The sequence below is a fragment of the Azospirillum sp. TSH64 genome (assembly GCF_003116035.1).
In the GTDB taxonomy this organism is placed as follows: Bacteria; Pseudomonadota; Alphaproteobacteria; order Azospirillales; family Azospirillaceae; genus Azospirillum.
The window spans coordinates 583,243-606,657 of record NZ_LGQW01000015.1; the positions used below are offsets into that span (position 1 = coordinate 583,243).

17 protein-coding genes are annotated in these 23,415 nt (G+C 70.2%); 9 read left to right on the top strand and 8 right to left on the bottom strand.

The window, feature by feature from the left end; all coding sequences use genetic code 11:
- Positions 1 to 122: 122 nt before the first annotated feature.
- Positions 123 to 1,712 (top strand): caspase family protein, encoded by a 1,590-nt coding sequence (locus TSH64_RS04140; RefSeq protein ID WP_247872739.1) that lies wholly within the window; start codon positions 123 to 125, stop codon positions 1,710 to 1,712.
- Positions 1,713 to 1,730: 18 nt separating this feature from the next.
- On the opposite strand, the gene TSH64_RS04145 is transcribed toward TSH64_RS04140, so the two are convergent.
- The 5 genes from TSH64_RS04145 to clpB all read right to left on the bottom strand — a co-directional run bounded on the left by TSH64_RS04145 (position 1,731) and on the right by clpB (position 8,011).
- Positions 1,731 to 2,186: a GyrI-like domain-containing protein gene (locus TSH64_RS04145; RefSeq protein WP_109095682.1), complete on the bottom strand. Its 456-nt coding sequence runs from the start codon at positions 2,184 to 2,186 to the stop codon at positions 1,731 to 1,733.
- A gap of 25 nt (positions 2,187 to 2,211) precedes the next feature.
- A complete protein-coding gene (locus TSH64_RS04150) occupies positions 2,212 to 3,018 on the bottom strand; it encodes an aminotransferase class IV (protein WP_109095683.1) in 807 nt (268 codons plus the stop codon).
- Complete coding sequence (pabB, locus tag TSH64_RS04155; protein ID WP_109095684.1) at positions 3,015 to 4,382, bottom strand: aminodeoxychorismate synthase component I; 1,368 nt, start codon at positions 4,380 to 4,382, stop codon at positions 3,015 to 3,017. The genes TSH64_RS04150 and pabB overlap by 4 nt, the downstream gene beginning before the upstream one ends.
- A 23-nt stretch (positions 4,383 to 4,405) precedes the next feature.
- A complete protein-coding gene (locus TSH64_RS04160) occupies positions 4,406 to 5,200 on the bottom strand; it encodes an SDR family oxidoreductase (RefSeq protein ID WP_109095685.1) in 795 nt (264 codons plus the stop codon).
- 126 nt (positions 5,201 to 5,326) lie between these two features.
- Complete coding sequence (gene clpB / locus TSH64_RS04165; protein WP_109095686.1) at positions 5,327 to 8,011, bottom strand: ATP-dependent chaperone ClpB; 2,685 nt, start codon at positions 8,009 to 8,011, stop codon at positions 5,327 to 5,329.
- Positions 8,012 to 8,333: 322 nt separating this feature from the next.
- Here clpB and TSH64_RS04170 point away from each other — a divergent pair, with 322 nt between their 5' ends.
- From TSH64_RS04170 to TSH64_RS04190, 5 genes are all read left to right on the top strand, one after another.
- On the top strand, positions 8,334 to 8,603 hold the full coding sequence (locus TSH64_RS04170) for a hypothetical protein (RefSeq protein WP_199237452.1): 270 nt from the start codon (positions 8,334 to 8,336) through the stop codon (positions 8,601 to 8,603).
- A 9-nt stretch (positions 8,604 to 8,612) separates the two neighbouring features.
- Positions 8,613 to 9,236, top strand: a complete 624-nt coding sequence (locus TSH64_RS04175) for a hypothetical protein (RefSeq protein ID WP_109095687.1) — start codon at positions 8,613 to 8,615, stop codon at positions 9,234 to 9,236.
- A 137-nt stretch (positions 9,237 to 9,373) separates the two neighbouring features.
- Complete coding sequence (locus tag TSH64_RS04180; RefSeq protein ID WP_109095688.1) at positions 9,374 to 10,288, top strand: LysR substrate-binding domain-containing protein; 915 nt, start codon at positions 9,374 to 9,376, stop codon at positions 10,286 to 10,288.
- A 96-nt stretch (positions 10,289 to 10,384) separates the two neighbouring features.
- Positions 10,385 to 12,964, top strand: a complete 2,580-nt coding sequence (locus TSH64_RS04185) for a cation:proton antiporter (protein WP_247872740.1) — start codon at positions 10,385 to 10,387, stop codon at positions 12,962 to 12,964.
- A 26-nt stretch (positions 12,965 to 12,990) separates the two neighbouring features.
- A complete protein-coding gene (locus tag TSH64_RS04190) occupies positions 12,991 to 13,872 on the top strand; it encodes a DMT family transporter (protein ID WP_109095690.1) in 882 nt (293 codons plus the stop codon).
- Between the two features lie 14 nt (positions 13,873 to 13,886).
- Here TSH64_RS04190 and TSH64_RS04195 read toward each other — a convergent pair whose 3' ends face one another.
- Positions 13,887 to 14,543 (bottom strand): DsbA family protein, encoded by a 657-nt coding sequence (locus tag TSH64_RS04195; protein ID WP_109095691.1) that lies wholly within the window; start codon positions 14,541 to 14,543, stop codon positions 13,887 to 13,889.
- A gap of 122 nt (positions 14,544 to 14,665) precedes the next feature.
- Here TSH64_RS04195 and TSH64_RS04200 point away from each other — a divergent pair, with 122 nt between their 5' ends.
- From TSH64_RS04200 to TSH64_RS04210, 3 genes are all read left to right on the top strand, one after another.
- The gene (locus tag TSH64_RS04200) at positions 14,666 to 15,574 is read left to right on the top strand and encodes a LysR family transcriptional regulator (protein WP_109095692.1); all 909 of its coding nucleotides are present in this window, start codon (positions 14,666 to 14,668) and stop codon (positions 15,572 to 15,574) included.
- 151 nt (positions 15,575 to 15,725) lie between these two features.
- A complete protein-coding gene (locus TSH64_RS04205) occupies positions 15,726 to 17,363 on the top strand; it encodes a GMC family oxidoreductase N-terminal domain-containing protein (RefSeq protein WP_109452258.1) in 1,638 nt (545 codons plus the stop codon).
- A gap of 171 nt (positions 17,364 to 17,534) precedes the next feature.
- A complete protein-coding gene (locus TSH64_RS04210; protein ID WP_247872741.1) occupies positions 17,535 to 21,026 on the top strand; it encodes an indolepyruvate ferredoxin oxidoreductase family protein in 3,492 nt (1,163 codons plus the stop codon).
- A 7-nt stretch (positions 21,027 to 21,033) separates the two neighbouring features.
- Here TSH64_RS04210 and TSH64_RS04215 read toward each other — a convergent pair whose 3' ends face one another.
- Together TSH64_RS04215 and bcsN are read right to left on the bottom strand one after the other, a co-directional pair.
- The gene (locus tag TSH64_RS04215) at positions 21,034 to 22,707 is read right to left on the bottom strand and encodes a tetratricopeptide repeat protein (RefSeq protein WP_109095694.1); all 1,674 of its coding nucleotides are present in this window, start codon (positions 22,705 to 22,707) and stop codon (positions 21,034 to 21,036) included.
- 13 nt (positions 22,708 to 22,720) lie between these two features.
- A complete protein-coding gene (gene bcsN / locus TSH64_RS04220; protein WP_247872742.1) occupies positions 22,721 to 23,398 on the bottom strand; it encodes a cellulose biosynthesis protein BcsN in 678 nt (225 codons plus the stop codon).
- Between the last annotated feature and the right edge of the window lie 17 nt (positions 23,399 to 23,415).

A 23,415-nucleotide genomic window follows, 5' to 3' on the forward strand; every position in this document is an offset into this window, starting at 1 on the left:
AACTGTAACGGAAGGGGGCATTACTGTGGATTCGCGCGGTCTTTTATGCACTTTCGTCCATACCTAGCCTTGGTTATACGCTATACTTGGGGACTATGATGTTCGGTAAAACACGTTTCTGGATGATGACGATCCTGGCGGGTTTCGCGGCCGGCATCGGCCTGATGGCGGCGCCGGGCCCGGCGCGGGCGGAAATCGCGGCGCTGGTGATCGGAATCGACCGGTACAGCAGGATCAATCCGTTGCAGGGGGCGGTCAACGACGCCCGCGACATCGCGGACGCGCTGAAGGGTCTGGGTGTGCGCAAGCTGCGCCTGTTCGTCGATGGCGAAGCCGAGCGCAGCCGGATCATCGCGACGTGGCGGCAGCTGATCGCCGAAACCTCCCCCGACTCGACGCTGGTGCTGACCTTCGCCGGCCATGGCGCGCAACAACCCGAACGTGTGCCCGGCAGCGAGGCCGACGGGCTGGACGAGTTCCTGGTGCTGGCCGATTTCGCCCCGCGCGGGCCCGGCACGGCGCAGCGCCTGACCGACGACGAGATCGCCATCCTGTTCAAGGAGGCGGCGCCGCGCCGGGTGATCTTCATCTCCGATTCCTGCCATTCCGGAACGATGACCCGCGCCTTCGACGACCGCGCCGGCAAGCTCGGCACGCGGGCGGCCACCATCGACGGCGTGCCTGTCGACCATATCGAGGACGACGCCCTGCCGCCGCCCACCCGCGCCGCCTTGCAGGCGGAGGCGGAGGAGCAGCCGAACGTCACCTTCTTCGCCGCGGTGGCCGACCACGAGCTGGCGCCGGAGGTGATGATCGACCGCAAGCCCCGCGGCGCGCTGAGCTGGGCCTTCGCCAACGCCCTGCGCGGGCAGGCCGACCGCAACGGCGACGGCGTCGTCACCAAGGGGGAGTTGGAGGCGCACATCCGCGACTCCGTCCGCATGGCGCTGGAAGGGCGGCAGCATCCGCAGGTCCAGCCGCGCGGCCGGGGCGAGGTGCCGCTGATCGACCCGGTCGCCGCCCGGCCGAAGCCGCCCTCGCTGCTGCCGGCCGTCGGTGCGATCCCGCTGCGGATCCTGGCCCAGCCGGCGGCGGTGAAAAAGCTGGCCGCCGGTTTCACCGGGGTCGAGATGGTCGGGACGGAGGGCCCCGCCCTGGTCTGGGACACCGGCAGCGGCGAGGTGATCAGCAATGTCGGCGACGTGCTGGCCAGCATCGCCGGCGACCCGGCAGCCCCGGAAACCCGGCGGCGGGTGCAGGGGGTGGTCGACAAATGGTCGCTCGTGCTGCGGGTGAAGGCGGCGGCGGAGGGCCGGTCGCTGGCGCTGGCCGTCGAGCCGGGCGACCGCGATTACCGCAAGGGGGAGACGGTCTCGCTCGACATCGGCGGCAACAGCGGCACCTATTTCACCCTGATCAACCTCGCCGCCGACGGCACGGTGAACTACCTCTACCCGCTGGCGGACCGCAAGGATCCGCCGCAGATCCCGCGCGGCGGCCCCTACCGGCTGGCGCTGACGGTGGAGCCGCCCTTCGGCGCCGACCATTTCCTCGCCATCGCCTCGCCCAAGCCGATGGCGGCGCTGCAACGCGACCTGGCCGCGCTGGACGGCAAGCCGGCCGCCGCGGAGGTCGCCGCCCTGCTGAACCGCCATCTGGCCGGGCAGCCGGTGGAGTTCGGCATCCACGGCGTCTACAGCACGGCGCGCTGACGACGCGACTTCGGGATGTCAGGCCAGGGCCGGCAGTTGCGGGGCGAGCGCCAGATGCAGTTCGTGACGCCCGTCCTGCCGGCCGGGGCGGTGGCCGAAATCGAGCGCGATGCCCGACAGCGTCAGCCCGTTCGCCGCGGCATGGGCGTGAAGCCGGGCGAAGCCGTCAGCCATCGACGCGGCCATCGCCGCCTGCGGGCCGTCCTGCACGGTGCGCAGGTAGCGGCCGGCGTCGAGGTCGAGGCGGACCATGCCGTCGGGGATCTCGCTGGCCTTGGCCGCCATGAAACCGACCAGCCGGCGCTGCAGGCCGTTCTCCTCGGGCAGCGACACCGCGGCGAAGGCTGCCGTTCCGACATCGGCGGCGAACACGCGCTCCCACGCCGCGGCGACCGCGGCGGGCAGTTCGTCGCCGCTCGCCTCGACCATGCAGCCGATGACGGTCAGTTCGGGAAAGGTCACGGTCTCGATCATCACGGTCCCTCTGGATGGCGACGGATTACAGGTCGGGGTCGGCCAGCAGGCGGGCCAGGACCGGTCCCGTCGCCCCGCTGCCGACCGGGCGGCCATCGACCGCCACCAGCGGGCGCAGGCCCAGGCTGTTGGTCAGGATGGCCTCGTCGGCGCGGGCGAGGTCTTCCGGGGTGAGCGGCGCCTCCTCCGCGCCATGGCGCTCCAGGACCAGGGCGCGGCGGATGCCGGGAAGGGCGCCGTCGGCCAGCGGCGGGGTCAGCAGGCGGCCGCCGATCGACAGGAAAAGGTTGGCGACGCTCGATTCCGCCAGCCGGCCGGCGGCGTTCAGCAGCAGCGCCTCGTCGGCGCCGCGCTCCGCCGCCTCCTGCCGGGCCAGGATGGAATCGAGGTAATTCAGCGACTTCAGGCGCGACAGCGGCGAATGCTCGTTGCGGCGGGTGCTGCGGGCGACGATGGCGGACACCGGCGCGGTCGTGTGGGCGGCGGGCGCCACGGTCATCAGCAGGGTCGGACGGGCATCGGCCGGCGGCAGCACCCCGCGGGCACCGGTGCCGCGCGACAGGGTCAGGCGCAGCACACCGTCGGCGATGCCGGTCGCCCCGATCAGCGCCGCCATCGCGTCGGTCAGGTCCGCGGCGCTGTGGGGCAGCGGCAGTCGGAGCAGCCCAACCCCGGCTGTCAGCCGGTCGAGATGGCGCGGCAGGTGGCGCGGCAGGCGGTCCTTGATCCGGATCGTCTCGAACAGCCCGTCGCCAAGGGTGAAGCCGCGGTCGGCCGGGTCGATCCGCCCTTCCGCCGCCGGCATCAGCCGCCCGTTCAGCCAGATCGTCATGGCGTTCCCTCCCCCACCGGATCTCCCGCCGCGCGCAGCTGGGCACGGGCCTTGACCAGCATTTCCTCATGCTCGTCCGCCGGATCGGAATCGGCGACGATGCCGCCGCCGGCCTGGGCGATCACCGCGTCCGGCGTCACCGACAGGGTGCGGATGACGATGTTGCTGTCCATGGCACCGTCGAAGCCGATCCAGGCGACCGAGCCGCAATAGGCGCCGCGGCGGGCCACCTCCAGCTCGTCGATGATCTGCATGGCGCGGATCTTCGGCGCACCCGTAATCGATCCGCCGGGACAGGCCGCGCGCAGCAGATCCACCGGCCCCAGCCCCGGCAGCAGGCGCGCGGTGACGACGGACACGAGGTGATGGACGGTGGCGAAGCTCTCCAGCCCGAACAGCACCGGCACCCTGACGCTGCCAATCTCCGACACCCGCGCCAGATCGTTGCGCAGCAGATCGGTGATCATCAGGTTTTCCGCCCGGTCCTTGATGCTGGCCGACAGGTCCGCCGCAGCAGCGGCGTCGGCCGCCGGGTCGGCGTGGCGCGGACGGGTGCCCTTGATCGGCCGCGTTTCGATGTTGCGGTCGGCGCCGAGCCGGATGAAGCGTTCCGGCGACGCCCCGGCCAGCCACAGCTTCGGCCCGCAATTCAGGAAGGCGGCAAAGGGCGCCGGGCTCAAGGCGCGCAGGCGTTCGTAGAGCGCATAGGCGTCGATGGCCCCGCCGGTATCGGCGAGGAAGCGCTGGGTGAAGTTGGCCTGATAGATGTCGCCGGCTCGGATATAGTCCAGCACCCGGCCGACCCGGTCGAGATAGTCGGGGCGCGCCAGTTCCGACCGCCAGCGCAGCGGCGCCGGGCCGGCGGATTGTTCCGGAGGCGGAACGGACAGCCGGGCCGCCATGCGGCGGGCGCGGTCCTCCGCCTCCGGCCGGGCGGCGATGACCCAGGCGCGGCGCTCCTGCCGGTCGAAGGCGGCGACGACATCATAGAGGCCGAAGGCGAAGTCCGGCTGGCCGCCCGGATTGCCATGGCGGGAGCGCAGCCCCTCCAAAGCCGTTCCGGCTTCGTAACCGACGAAGCCCACGGCCCCTCCGGTGAAGGGAACCGGACCAGAGCATGGCAAGGGATGGACGGCCAGCGCCCGCTCCAGCGCATCGAAGGGGCTGCCGCCGACCGGCCGGCCGTCGACCAGGGTCTGCCCGCCGATGGCCTCCACAGTTTGGAACGGGTCGGCAACGATGTAGGAATATCGCCCGTTCTGCGGATGGGGGGCGGCGCTGTCGAGCAGCATCGCCCAGGGCTCGGCGCTCCAGGGACGGAACAGGGCGGCGGGATCGCCGCAAGAGATCGGGATCGTCAGCATGGCGGTGGCAGTCGGCCGGCGGCTTACATCAAGATGGTGGCGCCGCCATCGACGACCAGGACATGGCCGTTGACATAGGACGCCGCCGCCGAGGCCAGGAACACCGCCGCCCCGGCAATCTCCTCCGGCCGGCCCCAGCGCCGCATCGGCGTGCGGTTGGCGAAATAGGCCGAGCGCTCCGGATCGCCAGTGATCGCCGCATTCGTTTCGGTTGCGAAAAAGCCGGGCGCGATGGCGTTGCTGGTCAGCCCCAGCGGGCCGTATTCGGCGGCCAGCGCCCGCACCATGCCGTTCAGCCCGGACTTCGCCGCGGCATAGACGCTGTCGTTGGCCCGCGAGATCTGCCCGGCGACGGAAGTGACGGCGATCAGCCGGCCGCGCCCGCGCGGCAGCATCAGCCGCGCCGCCTCCCGCGCCAGGATCAGGCCGGAAGCCAGATCGACATCGAGCAGGCTGGTGATCTCGTCGTCGGTCAGATCGGCCAGCGGCTTGCGGTTGCGCTGTCCGACATTCTGGACCAGCACGTCGAGCCGGCCATGCTCGCGGTCGATCCGCGCGAAGGCGTCGCGCACCGCCGCCCGGTCCGCCACGTCGAAGGCCAGCGCCGACGCTCTGCCGCCGGCCGCTTCGATCTCGGCGACACGCGGTTCCAGCGTGGCGGCGTCGCGGCCGTTCAGCAGCACATGCGCGCCCGAACCGGCCAGCGCCCGGGCGATCTCCAGACCCAGCCCGCGTCCCGAGCCGGTGACGAGCGCCACCTGACCGGCAAGCGAGAAAGTCGACAGGTATGCCAAGTGGGAAGGAGTCGTCGCGGTCATGTCTGCCCCCTGTCCGGTGCGGCGTTGCAGCGGTCATTTAGCAGACGCAGCGGCGCAAGGGCAGCCCTGGAAATGGAAAAGGGGGCGCAAAACCCGCGCCCCCCTTCCCCTTCACCTGTCACCCGGTCAGTGGACCGATGCCTCGCGGCTGGCGGCGGAACTCGCCACCGGCGGCAGGGCGAAGCCGAGCGGCGGGCGTTCCGGCGCCTTGAAGCCGTGCGCCCGGTCCTCCTCGACCACCACGCCGTCCAGCGCCAGTTGGCCGTCGACTACCGACAGGGTCATGGTGGCCTTGCCCTCGACCTCCTCGTCGAGCAGACGCTCGGCGATGGGATCCTCGACGAGGCCCTGGATGGCCCGCTTCAGCGGACGGGCGCCGAAGGCCGGATCCCAGCCCAGATCGCCCAGCCGCCGCTTGGCCGCGGCGTCCGCCGCCAGGGTGACGCCGCGCTCGGCCAGCCGCTCGTTGACGCGGGACAGCTGGATGTCGACGATCCGCGACATCTGGTCCCGGCCCAGCCGGCGGAAGATCAGGACATCGTCCAGCCGGTTGAGGAACTCCGGCCGGAAGGCCTTGCGCACCGCGTCCATCACCTCCACCGTCACGCCGGCCATATCCTCGTCGTCGCCCAAGGCGCTCAGCGCCTCGGCCCCCAGATTGGAGGTCATGATGAGGATGGCGTGGCGGAAGTCGGCGGTCCGGCCCTGCCCATCGGTCAGCCGCCCGTCGTCGAGCGCCTGCAACAGGACGTTCAGCACGTCGGGATGCGCCTTCTCCACCTCGTCGAGCAGCACGACCTGATAGGGCCGGCGCCGGATGCGTTCGGCCAGCGAGCCGCCGTCGTCATAGCCGACATAGCCCGGCGGCGAGCCGATCATCCGGCTGACCGCGTGCTTCTCCATATATTCCGACATGTCGAGCCGGGTGATCGCCGTCTCGTCGTCGAACAGGAAGGAGGCCAGCGCCTTGGCCAGCTCCGTCTTGCCGACGCCGGTCGGGCCCAGGAACAGGAAGGAGCCGGTCGGGCGGCTGGGGTCCTTCAGCCCGGCGCGGGCACGCCGCACCGCCTTGGACACCGCGCGCACCGCCTCCTTCTGGCCGACGACGCGCTCGGCCAGCTTGTCCTCCATGCCCTTCAGCCGCTGGCGCTCGCCCTCCAGCATCCGTTCGACCGGAATGCCGGTCCAGCGGGTGACGACGGCGCCGATGTCCTTGGCCGTCACCTCGTCGCGCTCGGCGCTGGCCCGCGATTCGGCCTCGGCCAGACGCTTCTCCAGATCGGGCACCACGCCATAGGCCAGCTCGCCGGCCTTGGCCCAGTCGCCGTCGCGCTGGGCGCGCTCCAGCCTGGTGCGGGCCTGGTCCAGCTCCTCCTTCAGGCGGCGGCCCTCGGTGCGGCGGGACTGCGAGGCGCGCCATTCCTCCTCCATCGAGGTCTGGCGGGCTTCCGCTTCGATCAGTTCGCCTTCCAGCACATGCAGGCGCTCCTGCGAGGCGGCGTCCGGCTCGGCCTTCAGTGCCTCGCGCTCGATCTTCAGCTGGGCGACGCGGCGGTCGACGGCGTCGAGCGCCTCCGGCTTGCTGTCGATGGCCATGCGCAGGCGGCTTGCCGCCTCGTCGACGAGGTCGATGGCCTTGTCGGGCAGCCGGCGGTCGCCGATGTAGCGCGCCGACAGGCTGACCGCCGCGACCACCGCCGCGTCGGCGATGCGCACGCCGTGGTGCACCTCGTACTTGCCCTTGATGCCGCGCAGGATCGACACCGCGTCGTCGGCCGACGGCTCGTCCACCGTCACCGGCTGGAAGCGGCGGGCGAGTGCGGCGTCCTTCTCGATATACTTGCGGTACTCGTCCGGCGTGGTGGCGCCGACGCAGCGCAGCTTGCCACGCGCCAGGGCGGGCTTCAGCATGTTGGCGGCGTCCATCGCCCCGTCGGTGCGGCCGGCGCCGATCAGCGTGTGCAGCTCGTCGATGAACAGGATGATGCGGCCGTTGGCCTCCTGCACCTCGGCCAGGACCGATTTCAGCCGCTCCTCGAACTCGCCGCGGAACTTGGCCCCGGCCAGGAGCGCGGTGAGGTCGAGCGACAGCACGCGCCGGTCCTTCAGCCCTTCCGGCACGTCGCCGGAGGCCAAGCGCTGGGCCAGCCCCTCGACCACGGCGGTCTTGCCGACGCCGGGCTCGCCGATCAGGACGGGGTTGTTCTTGGTGCGGCGGGCCAGAACCTGGATGGTGCGGCGGATCTCGTCGTCACGGCCGATGACCGGGTCGAGCCGGCCCTGCCGCGCCTCTTCCGTCAGGTCGCGGGTGTAGCGGGCCAGCGCCTCGCCGGCCGTCGTCTCGGTCTCGGCATCGGCGGGATGGTCCTTGCGCTGGGCATCGGCGGCGGCGGCCAGCGCGTCGGCATCGACGCCGGCACGGCGGAACAGGGCGCGCAGCGGGCCGCTCTGGCGGGCGAGGCTCTCCAGCAGGCGTTCGGCGGTGACGAAGCGGTCGCCGCCGGTACGCGCCGAGGCAACGGCGCCTTGCAGCACCGCGGCCAGCGCCGGCGACATGTAGAGCGGCTGCGGGCCATCGTTGGCGCCGGCCTGGACCGGCGCGCGGGACAACTGCTCCTCGGTCGCGGACTTCAGCAGATCGGGGTCGCCGCCGGTGTCGCGCACCAGACGCGCCGCCACGCCGCTGCCCTCGTCGATCAGGGCCTTCAGCAGATGTTCGGGGAGAAGCTGTTGATGCCGCTCGGCAAGGGCGGCGATCTGCGCGGCCTGAATGACGCTGCGCGCACGATCGGTGAATTGACCGAAGTCCATCCGGCACTCCGTTTCCAAGGTCTTCCGCCCAGTCATCCGGCGCGGAACGGCGCCTCCGCGGTCCGCGAATGCGCGACCGTCCGGTGCCTGATGGGTAAATGGTTAACGGATTTACGGCGATCAAGAGGGGGGCGGACTCAAGGCGCCGCCCAGAACGCCCGCCATCGCCTGACGTGATTTCCTTGCCCGCCGCACAGCCGTGCGTTGAGCTTGCAAATGTCCCTCCCCTGACCGATTCTGGGTCGCGCGGGCCGGCTTCGGCACGCTTGAAGAGTACGAAGATTATCGTATATTATTGGGGGCGCCGGTGGGGTGGTCGACGGTGAAGCCCAAGGTCATCAGGGCTTTGAAGGATGGGACGTTTCAGCACGAAGCCCGAACTGCGATCGACACGAAGAACCTGCTCCAGATGGGTGCGGTTACCGCCGATCAAGTCATTCAGGTTCTGAAAAGCGCCAGCGGCAACGATCATAGCATCAGCCCCCACCACCGGGACCCGAGCATCGAGGTCAACATCGTCAGAAATCGGGGCTGGTACATCAAGTTCTACTTTGTGGATCCCGACACGATCTTTATCAGCGTCCATCAATGAGGTGCCGTCGTGAAGATCTACCGTGAAGGCGACAAGAGCAAAGCCGTTTGCGGGACGGACGGGCTGACGACGACCACCTTCGCCTTGCGCGATGTTCCGTTCGACGACGGCAAGGGTGTGGCACAGAACATCCTTGTCGCCGTCTGCGACAGGTGCGGTGCAGTCGTCGCCACTCCGCCGCAATCGACCCCGGCGATCAAGGCCGCCTATGACAGGGCGACGATTTCCATAGAGGCCAACCTGCCGTCGGTTTATACCGACGCTCTCGATCTCGCCGCCTATCGCATCGATCCGGGCCTGACGACCGAGTTCCGCAAGCCGCTTTTGATGTACTACATCAACCGGTTCGCCGCCGACCGGGCCCTGTCGCGCCAGCTTGCCGACAGCCTCGACGAGACCAGAGCCTTCTTCGAAGGTTCACCGAAGACAGGACGCGGTTCGGCAAGGCGGCGGCTGTCGATGAAGATCACCCCGACCATGTCGCGTGAGCTGGAGACGGTCGTGGAAGTCACGGCGCTCAACAAGACCGACGTCATCAAGTCCGTGATCGGCTGCATCCACAAGGACATCGTCGCCCCCGACAAGCCGAAGGGGCTGAAGACTCTCCGAATGCTGGCCGCCGTCGCCTCGTGAGCGCCAAAGCCGCGAGACCGCGGGCCGTGGCATCGCGCAGAGCGCGACTTCATCGGCACAGAGTGTCCCATATTGACACGCGATCTCCTCCGCCGCTTTCATAGCGTCACGGTATGGGCGGCAAGGGGTCCGGCGCTATGGACGTACGGCAGCTTCGCTATTTCCTCGGCATCGTCGAGCATGGCTCGATCTCGCGGGCGGCGGATGTGCTGCGGGTGGCGCAGCCGGCGCTCAGCCTGCATCTGAAGCGGCTGGAGGAGGATTTCGGCTGCCAGCTGGTGCTGCGCACGGCGCGCGGCGTGGTGCCGACGGAAAGCGGGCGGCGGCTGGCGCAGCGGGCGGCGGCGCTGATTGGCCAGATGGACGGGCTGCGCGACGAGGTGAGGGCGGTGGAGGCGGTGCCGGCAGGACCGGCGACCGTCGGCATCCCGACCTCGCTGGGGCCGGTGCTGACCGTGCCGCTGGCGCTGGCGGTGCGGCGCACCCATCCGCAGATCAGGCTGCGGGTGGTGGAGGGGCTGTCCGGCCACATGCTGGAATGGGTGCTGTCGGGGCAGCTCGACCTCGCGCTGGTGTTCGGCACCAAGGAGATGGGCGGGCTGGAGACCCAGCTGGTGGCGCGCGAGAAGCTGCATCTGGTCGGGCCGGCCGACGACCCGCTGCTGCGCGGCCGCAGCGCCATTCCCTTCGCCGAGGCGCTGTCCCTGCCGCTGATCCTGCCCGGCCGGCCGCACGGCGTGCGCGAGGAGGTGGAGCATGCCGCCCTGCTGGCGCGGGCCGGCGTCACCGTGGCGCTGGAGATCGACGCGCTGGAGCAGATCAAGGCGCTGGTGGCGGAAGGCTGCGGCTACACCGTGCTGTCGGACCGGGTGGCGCGCCACGGCGGGACGGCGGAGCGGCTGACCGGCCTGCCCATCGCCGATCCGCAGATCGACCGCAGCATCCTGCTGGCCCATGCCGCCGGCCGGCCGATGTCGGCCGCGGCCCGCGCCACCCACGCCATCCTGACGGACATCCTGTCCGGCCTGACCGAGAATGGCGGCTGGCGGTGAGGCCGGGTTGAGGCCCGGATACGGGGGAGCGGCATAGCCCCTGCTCGCGGCCGGCGCATCGCTGCGGACCATTTTTGCCGCAGGAATCTGCGGCCCATGGCCTTGCCCCCGCCACAGTGCGGCGATACCGTGCAGCCCACGCCGCAGCCGTTCCGTGGAACCATGCACGACATCGTCATTCAAGTCCTCGGCGTCGCCGGGCTTCTTGCCCTCGTCAGTTTCCTGCCGCCGCTCGCCGCCCGCTTCCAGGTGCCCTACACGGTGCTGCTGGCCGGCGTCGGCGTGGCGCTGGGGGCGGTGATCCAGACCTTCGCCGGGCCGGGCAAGGATCCGCTGCACGATTTCCTGAATTCCCTGGCCGAACTGGACGTCTCGTCGGACGTGCTTTTGCACGTCTTCCTGCCGATCCTGCTGTTCGAGACGGCGCTGGCGGTCGATGTGCGGCGGCTGTTCGAGGATCTGGGGCCGATCCTGCTGATGGCGGTGGTGGCGGTCTTCGTCTGCACCTTCGCCGTCGGCTATGCCGTCAACCTGTTCACCCCGCTGCCGCTGGTCGCCTGCCTGCTGCTGGGCGCCATCGTCGCCTCCACCGACCCGGCGGCGGTGATCGGCATCTTCCGCGACCTAGGCGCGCCAAGACGGCTGACCACGCTGGTCGAGGGCGAGAGCCTGCTGAACGACGCCGCGGCCATCGCGCTCTTCACCCTTCTCCTGGAAATGCTGACGCGCACCTCCCACGGCGGAGCGGCGGCGGCGGCGGTGGATTTCCTGCGCGACTTCTCCGGCGGCGTCGTCACCGGCTATGTCTGCGGCCGTATCGTCTGCATGCTGGTGGAGCCGGTGCGCAACCAGCCGATGGCGGAGATCACGCTGACGGTGGCTTTGGCCTACCTCTCCTATGTGCTGGCCGACCATTATGTCGGCGCGTCGGGCGTGGTGGCGACGGTGACCTCGGCGCTGGTCATCGGATCGGTCGGGCGCACCCGCATCTCCCCCGCCACCTGGGGGGCCATGGAGCATGTCTGGCAGCAGCTGGGCTTCTGGGCCAACTCCATGATCTTCCTGCTGACCGCCATCCTGGTGCCGCGCCTGCTGGCCGACGCCGGCTGGGCGGAGGTCGGGCTGGTGGTGGTCGTGGTGCTGGCGGCCTTCGCCGCGCGGGCGGTGGTGCTGTTCGGGCTGCTGCCGGTGCTGTCCTGGGCCGGGCTGGCGCAGAAGGTCAGCAACTCCTACAAGTCGGTGATGCTGTGGGGCGGCATGCGCGGGGCGGTGTCGCTGACGCTGGCCCTGGCGGTGACCGAGAATTTCCGGGTGCCCGACAAGCTCCAGAGCTTCATCGCGGTGATGGTCACCGGCTTCGTCTTCGTCACGTTGTTCGTCAACGGCACCACGCTGCGCTGGCTGATCCGCCTCCTGAAGCTGGACGAGCTGACGCCGGTGGAGCGCGCCATGCGCAACCGGGCGCTGGCGCTGTCCACCGACAGCATCCGCGACCGCGTTTCCGCCGTCGCCCAGACCTATGAGGTGGATGGCGCGGTCAAGGACGTGATGATCGCCCGCTACGAGGAGCGGCTGAAACGGATCGACCGCGACAGCCAGGAAGAGGCCAAGCTGACCGACGAGGACCGCGTCACCATCGGCCTCGTCATCCTGGTGAACCGCGAGGAAGAACTCTATTACGCCCACTTCTCCGAAGGGGTGGTGTCGCGCGCGGTGATGGAGATGCTGGCCGGCCGCAGCGGGCGCCTGCTCGACGCGGTCAAGAGCCAGGGCCGCAACGGCTATCGCGCCTTCGAGGAGCCGTTCATCGCCTTCTCGCCCTGGATGCGGACCGCCAGCTGGCTGCAACGCCGCTTCGGCATCCACAGCCCGCTGGCCCGGCGCCTGTCGATGCGGTTCGAGGTGCTGGTCGCCGTGCGCACCGTGCTGCGCGAGCTGCTGGCCTTCACCCGCGACCGGCTGGCCCGCGTGCTGGGCCAGGAGGTTGCGTTCGAGCTGGAGGGCATGCTGGTCGGCCGGCTGGGCATCGTCGAGCAGGCGCTGTCGGCCCTGAAGCTGCAATATCCCGATTACGCGGTGGTGCTGCAAAGCCGCTATGTCGGCCGGGCCGCGCTGCGGCTGGAGCATGCCGAATACCGCGCCATGCATGCCGAATCGATCATCAGCCAGGAGGTGCTGACCGACCTGGAGCGCGATTTGGAACAGCGGCGCCGGGTGCTGGAGCGGCTGCCGAAGCTGGATGTCCGCTTCGACGTGGCGGAGCTGGTGCGCCGGGTGCCGCTGTTCGCCGAACTGCCGGCGGAGCGGGTGGCGACCATCGCCACGCTGCTGCGCGCCCAGCTGGCGCTGCCGGGCGAGACCATCGTGCGCAAGGGCGACCGCGGCGACGCCATGTTCTTCATCGCGTCGGGTGCCGTCGAGGTGCTGGTGCCGATGCTGGCGGAGCCGGTGAAGCTCGGCACCGGCGACTTCTTCGGCGAGATGGCGCTCCTGTCCCGCCAGCGGCGCAATGCAGACGTGCGGGCGCTGGGCTATTGCCAATTGCTGGTGTTGGATGAGAAGGATTTCCGCCGGCTGGTGCAGAAGGACGCGGATTTGCAGTCCCACATCCAGGCGGTCGCCGAAGCGCGCCGCCAGCCGACCCAGTCGTCTCCGGCCGTTCCGGCGGTGAGCTGACCGCGGACGGGGAAGGGACTTAAAAAATGGGCGGGACCGCGACGGGCGGCCAGAGCTGGCTGCGCCTGATGCCGGGCCTTTTCGTGCTGCTGTGGAGCACCGGCTTCATCGGCGCGAAATACGGCCTGCCTTATGTGGAGCCGCTGACCTTCCTGCTGATCCGGCTGGGGCTGGTCGCCGTGGTGCTGGCGCTGGTGGCGCTGGCGAGCCGGGCGCCCTGGCCCCAGGACTGGGCGACCGCCGGACGGATCGCGCTGGCCGGGCTGCTGGTGCACGGCGTCTATCTCAGCGGCGTCTTCCTCGCCATCGCCCATGGGCTGCCGGCCGGCGTTACCGCGCTGATCGTCGGCATCCAGCCGCTGCTGACCGCCGCCCTGTCCGGCCCGCTGCTGGGCGAACGGGTCAGCGGCCGGCAATGGGTCGGGCTGCTGCTCGGCCTTGCCGGCGTCGGGCTGGTGGTGCGCGAGAAGCTGTCGGTCGACGCCGAGCATCTGATCGGCATCGGCTATGCCATGGCGGCGCTGGTCGGGATCACGCTCGGCACGCTGTACCAGAAGCGCCACGGCGGCGGCATGGATCTGCGCAGCGGCACCGCCATCCAATATGCCGCCACCGCGGTCGTGCTGGCGGTGGTCGCTCCGCTGACCGAGACGATGCAGGTGCAGTGGACGGGCGAGTTCGTCTTCGCCCTGCTGTGGCTGTGCTTCGTGCTGTCGGTCGGCGCCATCTTCTTGCTGTTCGCCCTGATCCGCCGCGGTGCGGCGGCCAAGGTCGCCAGCCTGTTCTATTTGACCCCGCCGGTGACGGCGCTCGTCGCCTGGGTGCTGTTCGGCGAGAAGCTGGGCGTCGCGGCGCTGGCCGGCATGGCGGTGGCGGTCTGCGGCGTGGCGCTGGTGAACCGGAAGTAAGACAGGTGCGGCGGTCAGCCGGCGCTGAGAATGGCAGCCAGCCGGCCGGGCTTGGAGAAGAGGATTTCGGAATCGAGCTTGCGCCGGTGCGATCCGTCGTCGAATAGCAGGGTCGGCACGCCGCTGGCGCGGTGGGCGGCCATCAGCTGCCGGCCGCGCTCCACCCGCGCGGCATCGGCGACCGTCAGTTCCCCCACCCCCTCGGCCGCCCCCTCGGCGAAGAGCGACGCAGCGGCGTCGAGGCCGAGAGCGGCCAGGATGTCGGCCAGCGTCGCCGCCGCGGTGATGTCGCGCCCGTCGGCATAGCGCGCCGACTGGATGGCGGCCAGTGCTGTGAACTCGCGGTCGGGTGCCGTCAGTGCGACCGCCGTCAGGGCCAGCGTCGCCGGGCCGCTGTCGATCCTCTGGCTCCGGTCGCCCAGGACGCCGGTGCGGTAGCGCTCGCTGAAGATTTGCCCGGTCAAAGCATGGATGCGCTGGTCGTAGGCCCAGGCATGGGCGGCGAAGCCTTCGTCCAGCGGCCGGGCGCCCGCGCCGGAAAACAGCCCGGTCGGCAACAACTCCAGCGCAAGATCACCGACCTCCGACAGCGACGCGATGGCCGGCGAGGCGCCGTAGCACCAGCCGCAGAGCGGGTCGAACAGATAGGTGACGGTCCTGGTCCGGCTCATGAAAAGCATCCGTGGCTGGCGATGGGCAATGGGACTCAACTTTAACCGCGGCCGATTGTGCTGGGTAGTTGGCACAAAACCGACATATCGTATGCCATTGGCAAACAATCGTCCGGCGTCCGATGAGCGATCCCCGGCATCTGAACCGCATCGCCTATTTCGCCGCGGTGGTGGAGACCGGCTCCTTCACCGCGGCGGCGGCACGGCTGGGCATCACCAAGGCGGTGGTCAGCCAGCAGGTGGCGAAGCTGGAGGAGGAGGTCGGGGCCAGCCTGCTGGTCCGCACCACCCGCAAGGTGAGGCCGACCGAGGCCGGCATGGCTTTCCACCGCCGCTGCGTCGTGATCCTGCGCGAGGCCGAGGATGCCTTCGGCGAGCTGGCGGAGACCGCGGCGGCGCCCTCCGGGCTGCTGCGGCTGACCGCCCCCTTCGATTACGGGGTCGCGGTCGTCGTTCCGGCCATCGCCGCCTTCGTCGCCGCCCACCCCGCCTGCAAGGCCGACATGGCCCTGTCCGACCAGTCGCTCGACCTCGTCGGCGGCACCTTCGACCTCGCCATCCGCGTCGGCTGGCTGGCCGACACCAGCCTTCAGGCCCGCCAGTTCGGCAGTTTCCAGCAGCTTCTGGTCGGCACCCCGGCGCTTGCCTCCCGGATCGGCGAGAGTGCCGGGCCGGACGACATCGCCGCCCTGCCCTTCGTCGCCAACACGGTGCTGCGCACCCCGCTGAGCTGGCAGTTCACCGCCGCGACAGGAGAAATGCGCACGGTGTCGCTGCGGGCATCCATCGCACTGGACGCCACCTTCGCCGTGCGGGAGGCGGTGCGCGAGGGGGCCGGGCTGTCGGTCCTGCCGGATTACTGCGTGGCCGACGATCTGGCGTCCGGCCGGCTCGTCCGCCTCCTGCCGGGCTGGAGCCTGCCGCCGGGCGGCATCCATGCCGTCTTCCCGGCCGCCCGTTACCGCCCGACCAAGGTGCGGGCCTTCGTCGATCTGCTGACGGAGCGCGAGCGGCAGCGGATGGCGGGGTGAGAGGCGGGAGTGGGCGGGCGGGAGACCGGGGGAGTTCGCCGCGACGGATCCCGCTGCGGCGAAATTTCTCTGGATCGTCCGCCCGGTCAGCAATCTAATATGCCTGACAAATCAACAGATCCCCTCGGGAGGGACGCGGATGGCGGACGGGATGGCGGGCGTGCTCGACTTCGGCAGCTTCGATTACATCATCGCAGGCGGCGGCACGGCCGGCTGCGTGCTGGCCAACCGGCTGTCGGCCGATCCCGACGTTTCGGTCCTGCTGCTGGAGGCCGGCGGCAAGGACAGCTGGGTGTGGCTGCACATCCCCGCCGGCTATCTGTTCTGCATCGGCAACCCGCGCACCGACTGGTGTTTCAAGACGGAAGCCGAGCCGGGGCTGAACGGCCGCAGCATCCACTATGCCCGCGGCAAGGTGCTGGGCGGCTGCTCGTCGATCAACGGCATGATCGCCATGCGCGGGCAGGCGCGCGATTACGACGACTGGGCCGCCCTCACCGGCGACAGCCGCTGGAGCTGGAAAGAGGTGCTGCCGGTCTTCAAGGGCAGCGAGGATTACTGGCGCGGTGCCGACGAGATGCATGGCAGCGGCGGCGAGTGGCGGGTGGAGCGGCAGCGGCTGCGCTGGGATTTGCTCGACCGCTTCGCCGAGGCGGCGCAACAGGTCGGCATTCCCCGCAACGACGATTTCAACCGCGGCGACAATCTGGGCGTCGGCAGCTTCGAGGTGAACCAGAAGGGCGGCATCCGCTGGAGCGCGGCCAAGGCCTTCCTGCGTCCCGCCCTCGACCGCCCGAACCTGAAGCTCGCCATCGACGCGGCCATCGACCGGGTGGAGATCGCCGACGGCCGCGCCACCGGCATCCGCTTCACCGTGAATGGCGAGCCGGCGCGGGCGACCTCCAGGATCGAGACGGTGCTGGCCGCTGGGTCGATCGGCAGCCCGGCGATCCTCCAGCGCTCCGGCATCGGCCCGGCGGCGCATCTGAAGTCCCTCGGCATTCCGGTGGTGCTGGATGCGCCGGACGTCGGCGCCAATCTGCAGGACCATCTGCAACTGCGCATGATCTACAAGGTCGACGGCATCGTCACGCTGAACAAGCGGGCCGGCAACCTGTTCGGCAAGGCGATGATGGGGCTGGAATATGCGCTGTTCCGCAAGGGGCCGCTGACCATGGCGCCCAGCCAGCTCGGCGTCTTCGCCAAATCGTCGCCGGAGGTCGGGAGCGCCGATTTGGAATATCACGTGCAGCCGCTGTCGCTGGAGAAGTTCGGCGACCCGCTGCACGGCTTCCCCGCCTTCACCGCCAGCGTCTGCGACCTGCGCCCGGCGTCGCGCGGCTGGACCCGCATCACCAGCGCCGATCATCGCGCCAACCCGGCCATCGCCCCCTGCTACCTGTCCGATCCGGCCGACCGGGCGAAGGCGGCCAAGGCGCTGGCGCTGACCCGGCGCATCGTCTCGCAGCCGGCGCTGGCCCCCTACCACCCGCAGGAATACAAGCCCGGCCCCAGCTTCCAGAGCGAGGAGGAGCTGGCGCAGGCCGCCGGCGACATCGGCACCACCATCTTCCACCCGGTCGGCACCTGCCGGATGGGCGGCGCCGACGATGCCACCGCCGTCACCGATGCGGAGATGCGGGTGAGGGGGGTGCGCGGCCTGCGGGTGATCGACGCCTCGGTGATGCCGACGCTGACGTCGGGCAACACCAACACGCCGACGGTGATGATCGCCGAACGCGGTGCCGCCCTGATGCGGGCCGACCGCCGCGCCGCCCTGCGGGGGTGACCCCGTCCGGACGGGCCGGTGCCGCGCAAAAATTTCGCTGACTCAGTCAACAATCCGCAACAGGATTTTCCGAACACCCCCGATCCCCGGCCAACCCGCAAAATCATTTGCCTGCGAAAGGCGCAGACTTGTCCCCAGAAAAGAAATCCGAGGGGACGAGAGATGGACGGCATGCCGAAAGGTCTGCGGCCGGAGCAGGTGGCGGCGGAACAGGCGCAGATCGACCGGAGCTATCGCCTCGACGACCGCTACTGCCGCACCGAGGGGCAGGTCTATCTGTCCGGCACCCAGGCGCTGGTCCGTCTGCTGCTGCTCCAGGCGGAGAGCGACCGGCGGGCGGGGCTGAACACCGCCGGCTTCGTCAGCGGCTATCGCGGCTCGCCGCTGGGCGGGCTGGATCAGGCGCTGTGGCAGGCTAGCCGGCATCTGGACGCCCACGCCATCACCTTCGTCCCCGGCGTGAACGAGGATCTGGGCGCCACCGCCGTCATGGGCACCCAGCAGGTCGAATCCTCGGGCGAGGCCACCGTCGATGGCGTGTTCGGCATGTGGTACGGCAAGGGGCCGGGGGTGGACCGCTCCGGCGACGTGCTGAAACACGCCAACGCCTATGGCAGCTCGCCGCGCGGCGGGGTGCTGGCGGTGGCCGGCGACGACCATGGCTGCGTGTCCTCCAGCATGCCGCACCAGAGCGACCTTGCGATGATCGCCTGGTCGATGCCGGTGCTGAACCCGTCGGGCGTGCGCGAGTATCTCGATTTCGGGCTCTACGGTTACGCCCTGTCGCGCTTTTCCGGCGCCTGGGTCGGGTTCAAGGCGATCTCGGAATCGGTGGAAAGCTCGGCCACCGTCCGGCTGCCGTCGCTGGAGCGCGGCTTCCTGCCGGTGGCGTTCGATCCGCCGCCGGGGGGCCTGCATTACCGCTGGCCCGACCTGCCCAGCCTCGCCATCGAAGAGCGGCTGGCCGCCAAGGTCGCGGCGGTGAAGGCCTTCGCCCGCGTCAACCGCATCGACCGCACTGTCCTTGGGAGTGGCGGCTGGCTGCGCATCGTCACCACCGGCAAGGCGCATCTCGACCTGATGGAGGCGCTGCGCCTGCTGGGCATCGGCCCGGCGGAAGCGGCGGAGATCGGGCTGTCGGTCCACAAGATCGGCCTGTCCTGGCCGCTGGAGCCCGACTTCGCCCTGACCGCCGCGCGCGGCGCGGAAGAAATCCTCGTGGTCGAGGAGAAGGCGCCGGTCATCGAGAGCCAGCTGAAGGATCTGCTGTTCCATTTGCCGGCCGGCGAACGGCCGCGTGCCGTCGTCGGCAAGACCGACGAGTTCGGCGCGCCCCTGCTGCCCGCCACCGGGGAGTTGCGGCCCTGGATCGTCGCCAAGGCGCTGGTGGAGCGCATCCGCCACCGCTTCCCCCAGCGTGATTTCTCCGCAAGGCTGGCGGAGCTGCTGCCGGGCGAGGCGCCCGCCGCCCCTGCCCTGCCCCGCACGCCCTATTTCTGCTCCGGCTGTCCGCACAACAGCTCGACCAAGGTGCCCGACGGCAGCAAGGCGATGGCCGGCATCGGCTGCCATTTCATGGCGTCGTGGATGGACCGCGACACGGTGGGGCTCAGCCAGATGGGCGGCGAGGGCGTCAGCTGGATCGGGCAGGCGCCCTTCAGCAAGCGCCCGCACATCTTCCAGAATCTGGGCGAGGGCACCTATTTCCATTCCGGCCTGCTGGCGATCCGGCAGGCGGTGGCCGCCAGGATCAATATCACCTACAAGATCCTGTTCAACGACGCCGTCGCCATGACCGGCGGCCAGCCGGTGGACGGCCCGATCTCCGTCGACGCCATCACCCGCCAGTTGGCGGCGGAGGGCATCACCCGCATTGCCGTGGTCAGCGACGCACCGGAGAAATACGACAGCCGGTCCGGCCTCGCCCCCTTCGCCACCGTGCATCACCGTGAGGATCTCGACGCCGTCCAGCGCGAGATGCGCGAGATTTCCGGCGTTACGGCAATCGTCTATGAGCAGACCTGTGCGGCGGAGAAGCGCCGCCGGCGCAAGCGCGGCACCATGGCCGACCCGGCGCGCCGGATGGTGATCAACGATCTGGTCTGCGAAGGCTGCGGCGATTGCGGGAAGAAGTCGAACTGCCTGTCGGTGCAGCCCAAGCAGACCGAATTCGGCGTGAAGCGGCAGATCGACCAGTCCAGCTGCAACAAGGACTATTCCTGCGCCGACGGCTTCTGCCCCAGCTTCGTCTCGGTGGTCGGCGGGTCATTGCGCAAGCCGAACCCCGACAGGGTCGCCGCCCGCTTCGCCGACGATCTGGCGGCGCTGCCGCTGCCGCAGCTTGCCGCCAGTGCCGACCCGGCCGAGATCCTCATCGTCGGCGTCGGCGGCACCGGAATCGTCACCATCGGGGCGGTGCTGGCGATGGCGGCGCATCTGGAGGGCAAGGCGTCCTCGGTGCTCGACTTCATGGGCTTCGCGCAGAAGGGCGGCGCGGTCTATAGCTATCTGCGGGTGGCGGAGGATGCGGGTCGGCTCAATCAGGCGCGGATCGATCCGAAACAGGCGCAGCTGGTGCTGGCCTGCGACACGGTGGTCGCGGCCTCGCCGGACGCGCTGAAGACGGTGCGGCTGGGCCGCACGCGGGTGGTGGCGAACGCCCATGTCGCCCCCACCGGCGCCTTCACCCGCGATGGTCGCAAACTGCCCGATGCCGGATCGCTGCTGCGATCCTTGCGCCGCGCCGCGGGACCTGAGCGGGTGGAGGTGGTGGACGCCAACCGGGTGGTCACCGCGCTGTTCGGCGACAGCATCCTCGCCAACGTCTTCCTGATGGGCGTCGCCTTCCAGAAGGGGCTGCTGCCGGTCGGGCTGGAGGCGCTGACCCGCGCCATCGAGCTGAACGGCACCGGCGTGCCCGCCAATCTGCGCGCCTTCGCCTTCGGCCGCCTCGCGGCGCACCGGCCGGAGCTGCTGGCGACACTGGGGGCGGAAGAGGACGCGCCGGCCACCGATCTGGCGAGCATCGTCGAGCGGCGGGCGGCGTTCCTGGCCGATTATCAGGACAGCGCCTATGCCGACCGTTACCGCGCGCTGGTAGAGCGGGCAAGGCAGGCGGAGGCCCGCGTCGCCCCCGGATCGACGGCGCTGTCGGAAGCGGTGGCGCGCAGCGCCTTCAAGCTGATGGCCTACAAGGACGAGTATGAGGTCGCCCGCCTGCACAGCGACCCCAGCTTCCGCAAGAGCCTGGAGGAGCGTTTCGACGGTGACTGGAAGCCGGTCTTCCACCTCGCCCCGCCCCTGCTGTCGCGCGAGACCAACGGCTATGGCGAGCCGCGCAAGATGGCGCTGGGCGGCTGGATCCTGCCGGTGTTCCGCGGGCTGGCGGCGATGAAAAAGCTGCGCGGCACGGCGCTGGACCCGTTCGGTTACACGGCGGAGCGGAAGATGGAGCGCGCCCTGGTCGCCCGCTTTGAGGCGACGGTGGCAGAGATCGCCGAGCGTCTGTCGGCCGACCGGCTCGCCACCTCGGTGGAGCTGGCGGCCTTGCCGCAGGAGATCCGCGGCTTCGGCCCGGTCAAGCAGCGCGCGGTGGAGGCGGTCGAGCCGCGCTGGCGGGCGCTGGAACAGCGGCTGCGCGAGCGGGCTGCACAGGCGGCGTGAGACCGCCTTACTTTTCGAGGAAATGCAGGAAGGGGAAGGCTTCAAAGTCGAAGCGGATCAGGGCCGGCGCCTCGCCGTTGCGGACCAGATGGTCGTGGGTGCAGTAGGGGGCCGCCTGATCCAGCCCCCAGAAGGCCCGGCCCTCGTCGAAATGCCGGCCGATATAGCCGGCGACGAGGTCGAGATAACGCTGTGCCGCCGGTGTGCGGTTGAAGGCGAGGAAGCCGGCGAGGAAATCGCGGGTGGGCCCGCGGCCCCGGCGGTCCTGCATCACCGCCACGTCCCAGGACGGCCACGCCGCCATGGCGAGGCCGGGATCTTCGAGCAGCAGCGCATCGACATCGATCTGGATCACCGGCCCCGCCCCCGCCCGCAAAAGCTGCTGCGTCACCGCGAAACGGGCGGAGGCGTAATAGGTGAGCCGCACCGGCTCCGGCAGGGCGCTGAGATCCACGGCTTCGAAGGAGACCGACAGCGGCAGGCCGTCGCCGGCCAGCCGCATCAACTCGGCCTCGACATCGGCCGGCGGGTTGACGACATGGACATGCAGGGCGCAGGAGGCGGCCTTGTTTTGCCAGCTTTCGAGAAAGCCGGCGCCGAAGCGGCGCCAGTAACCGCCGTCGCAGCCGACCAGCAGGATCGGCCGGCCATCGGACTTGGGGGCCTTCGGCATGCGGCGGGCGGCACGGGCGAAGCAGTGCGGCGGCTCGGCGGCCAGCCGCGCGAAGAAGGCCGGCCCGCCATGCACCATCGACCACAGCAGCATCTCGAAATCGGCGGCGATGTCTTCCGCCGTCCAATGGCGGGCGAACTTGCGGAAATAGCGCTCGGCAAGGGCGAGCCGCTGCCGCCGGTAGAGGGCGTAGCAGACCACCGACAGGGCGACGCTGTCGCGCGGCTCCGCCATCAGCCGGCGGCGGGCGGCGGCGGCGACCCGCTCCAGCGTCGCGTCGTCCATCACGCCGGTCTGGATCGCGACGACCGCCGTCCCGAACAGGTTCCGGCAGGCATCGCCATGGCCGCCGTCGGCGGCACGGGCGAAGGCCGCGATGGCCTCGGCCAGGGCAGCCCGGTCGACCAGCCGGCCGGCAGCGGCAAGGGTGGCGCCCATCACCCGGCTCGCCGCCAGCCGGCACAGGCCGAGACGGTACAGGCAGTCGGGCCGGCCGGGCTGGAGCTCGTCCAGCCGGCGGTAGTGTGCCTCGGCCTCCGCCGTCCGGTCCTGGGCGTACAGGCAATCGCCGAGCCGCAGCAGGTAGCCGTCGGTGTCCGGCGCCAGCCGCAAGGCCCGGCGCAGCGCCTCGGCCGCTCCGCTTCCGTCGCCAAGGTCGGTCAGGGCGCCGGCGAGGTTGCCGAACGGCTTGACCCAGGCGGGGTCAAGCGCCAGCGCCGCCCGGTGCTGGCCGGCCGCCTGGGCGGCCTGCGTCGCCGCCCGCAGCGCCGAGCCCAGATTGTCGCGGTAGGCGGCGCACAGGGGATCCCGACCGATCGCCTCGCCGATCAGCCGCACCGCTTCGGCATGCTCGCCCGACTGGTGGTGCAGCACGCCCAGCAGGTGCCACGCGTCGGCCACCTCGGGGGCGGCCTGGAGGATCTTCCGGTAGATGTCCGCCGCCTCGGCCAGCCGGTTGCCCTGGTGCAGGCCGACGGCGATGCGCAAGGCTTCGGATATCGTGATCATCGCCGGCGCGCTCCTAAAGTCCCCCCAGATCCTGCACTTCCAGGATCGTTTCCGGCAGGGTCAGGGTCAGGCCGTCGAAGGGGGCCAGCAATGCCCGGATGTTGGAGCCGACGCCGCAGACCCGGTATTCCAGCCGGACGGCCTCGATCCGTTCCGGCAGCATCCGCTTGTGGTCGGTGATCAGCTGCCAGGCGAGGACACAGCTGTTCTCCGCGTCCTGGGCGGTCGCATAGTCGTAGTCGCCGTAGCGGTTGCGGCGGGCGATGTCGGCGACCTTCACCTTCATGTCGGGAAACTCGCGCCGGGTCGTCGCCGTCAGCGTTTCCATGGTGTAGAGCGGCACCGGGAACACGCGCGGCGGCTGGACCAGCGCGCCGAACAGGCTGTCCGGCAGCGTCTGCACGTCGACGGTCAGGCGGTTCTCCCCGGCCAGCGAGGTCGGGTTGCCCAGCGCCACATTGTAGGTCTTGTAGACCGTACCGGTGTCGCGCATGCGGGCGGCGACGATGGGGAAGTCGCGGCTGTCCGGCAGCGTGACCGGCAGAGCCGCCGGCTGGATGCGGCGCCAGGGGGTGGCCGACTGGGTCAGGTTGTCGCGGACCCAGCCGGCGCAGCCGGAGGTCAGCAGCGTGGCCGCCGCCAGCGCCGCCCACAGCGCGGCGCGTCCCGCGGTCCGGTGAAACGGGGTCACGGCCATCTCCATTACGG

Excerpts from the sequence above, each read along its gene's own strand:
- TSH64_RS04140 (WP_247872739.1), top strand. The coding sequence starts at position 123 with ATGATGACGATCCTGGCGGGTTTCGCGGCCGGCATCGGCCTGATGGCG.
- TSH64_RS04145 (WP_109095682.1), bottom strand. The coding sequence starts at position 2,186 with ATGATCGAGACCGTGACCTTTCCCGAACTGACCGTCATCGGCTGCATG.
- TSH64_RS04150 (WP_109095683.1), bottom strand. The coding sequence starts at position 3,018 with ATGACGATCTGGCTGAACGGGCGGCTGATGCCGGCGGCGGAAGGGCGG.
- pabB (WP_109095684.1), bottom strand. The coding sequence starts at position 4,382 with ATGCTGACGATCCCGATCTCTTGCGGCGATCCCGCCGCCCTGTTCCGT.
- TSH64_RS04160 (WP_109095685.1), bottom strand. The coding sequence starts at position 5,200 with ATGACCGCGACGACTCCTTCCCACTTGGCATACCTGTCGACTTTCTCG.
- clpB (WP_109095686.1), bottom strand. The coding sequence starts at position 8,011 with ATGGACTTCGGTCAATTCACCGATCGTGCGCGCAGCGTCATTCAGGCC.
- TSH64_RS04180 (WP_109095688.1), top strand. The coding sequence starts at position 9,374 with ATGGACGTACGGCAGCTTCGCTATTTCCTCGGCATCGTCGAGCATGGC.
- TSH64_RS04185 (WP_247872740.1), top strand. The coding sequence starts at position 10,385 with ATGGCCTTGCCCCCGCCACAGTGCGGCGATACCGTGCAGCCCACGCCG.
- TSH64_RS04190 (WP_109095690.1), top strand. The coding sequence starts at position 12,991 with ATGGGCGGGACCGCGACGGGCGGCCAGAGCTGGCTGCGCCTGATGCCG.
- TSH64_RS04195 (WP_109095691.1), bottom strand. The coding sequence starts at position 14,543 with ATGAGCCGGACCAGGACCGTCACCTATCTGTTCGACCCGCTCTGCGGC.
- TSH64_RS04200 (WP_109095692.1), top strand. The coding sequence starts at position 14,666 with ATGAGCGATCCCCGGCATCTGAACCGCATCGCCTATTTCGCCGCGGTG.
- TSH64_RS04205 (WP_109452258.1), top strand. The coding sequence starts at position 15,726 with ATGGCGGGCGTGCTCGACTTCGGCAGCTTCGATTACATCATCGCAGGC.
- TSH64_RS04210 (WP_247872741.1), top strand. The coding sequence starts at position 17,535 with ATGCCGAAAGGTCTGCGGCCGGAGCAGGTGGCGGCGGAACAGGCGCAG.
- TSH64_RS04215 (WP_109095694.1), bottom strand. The coding sequence starts at position 22,707 with ATGATCACGATATCCGAAGCCTTGCGCATCGCCGTCGGCCTGCACCAG.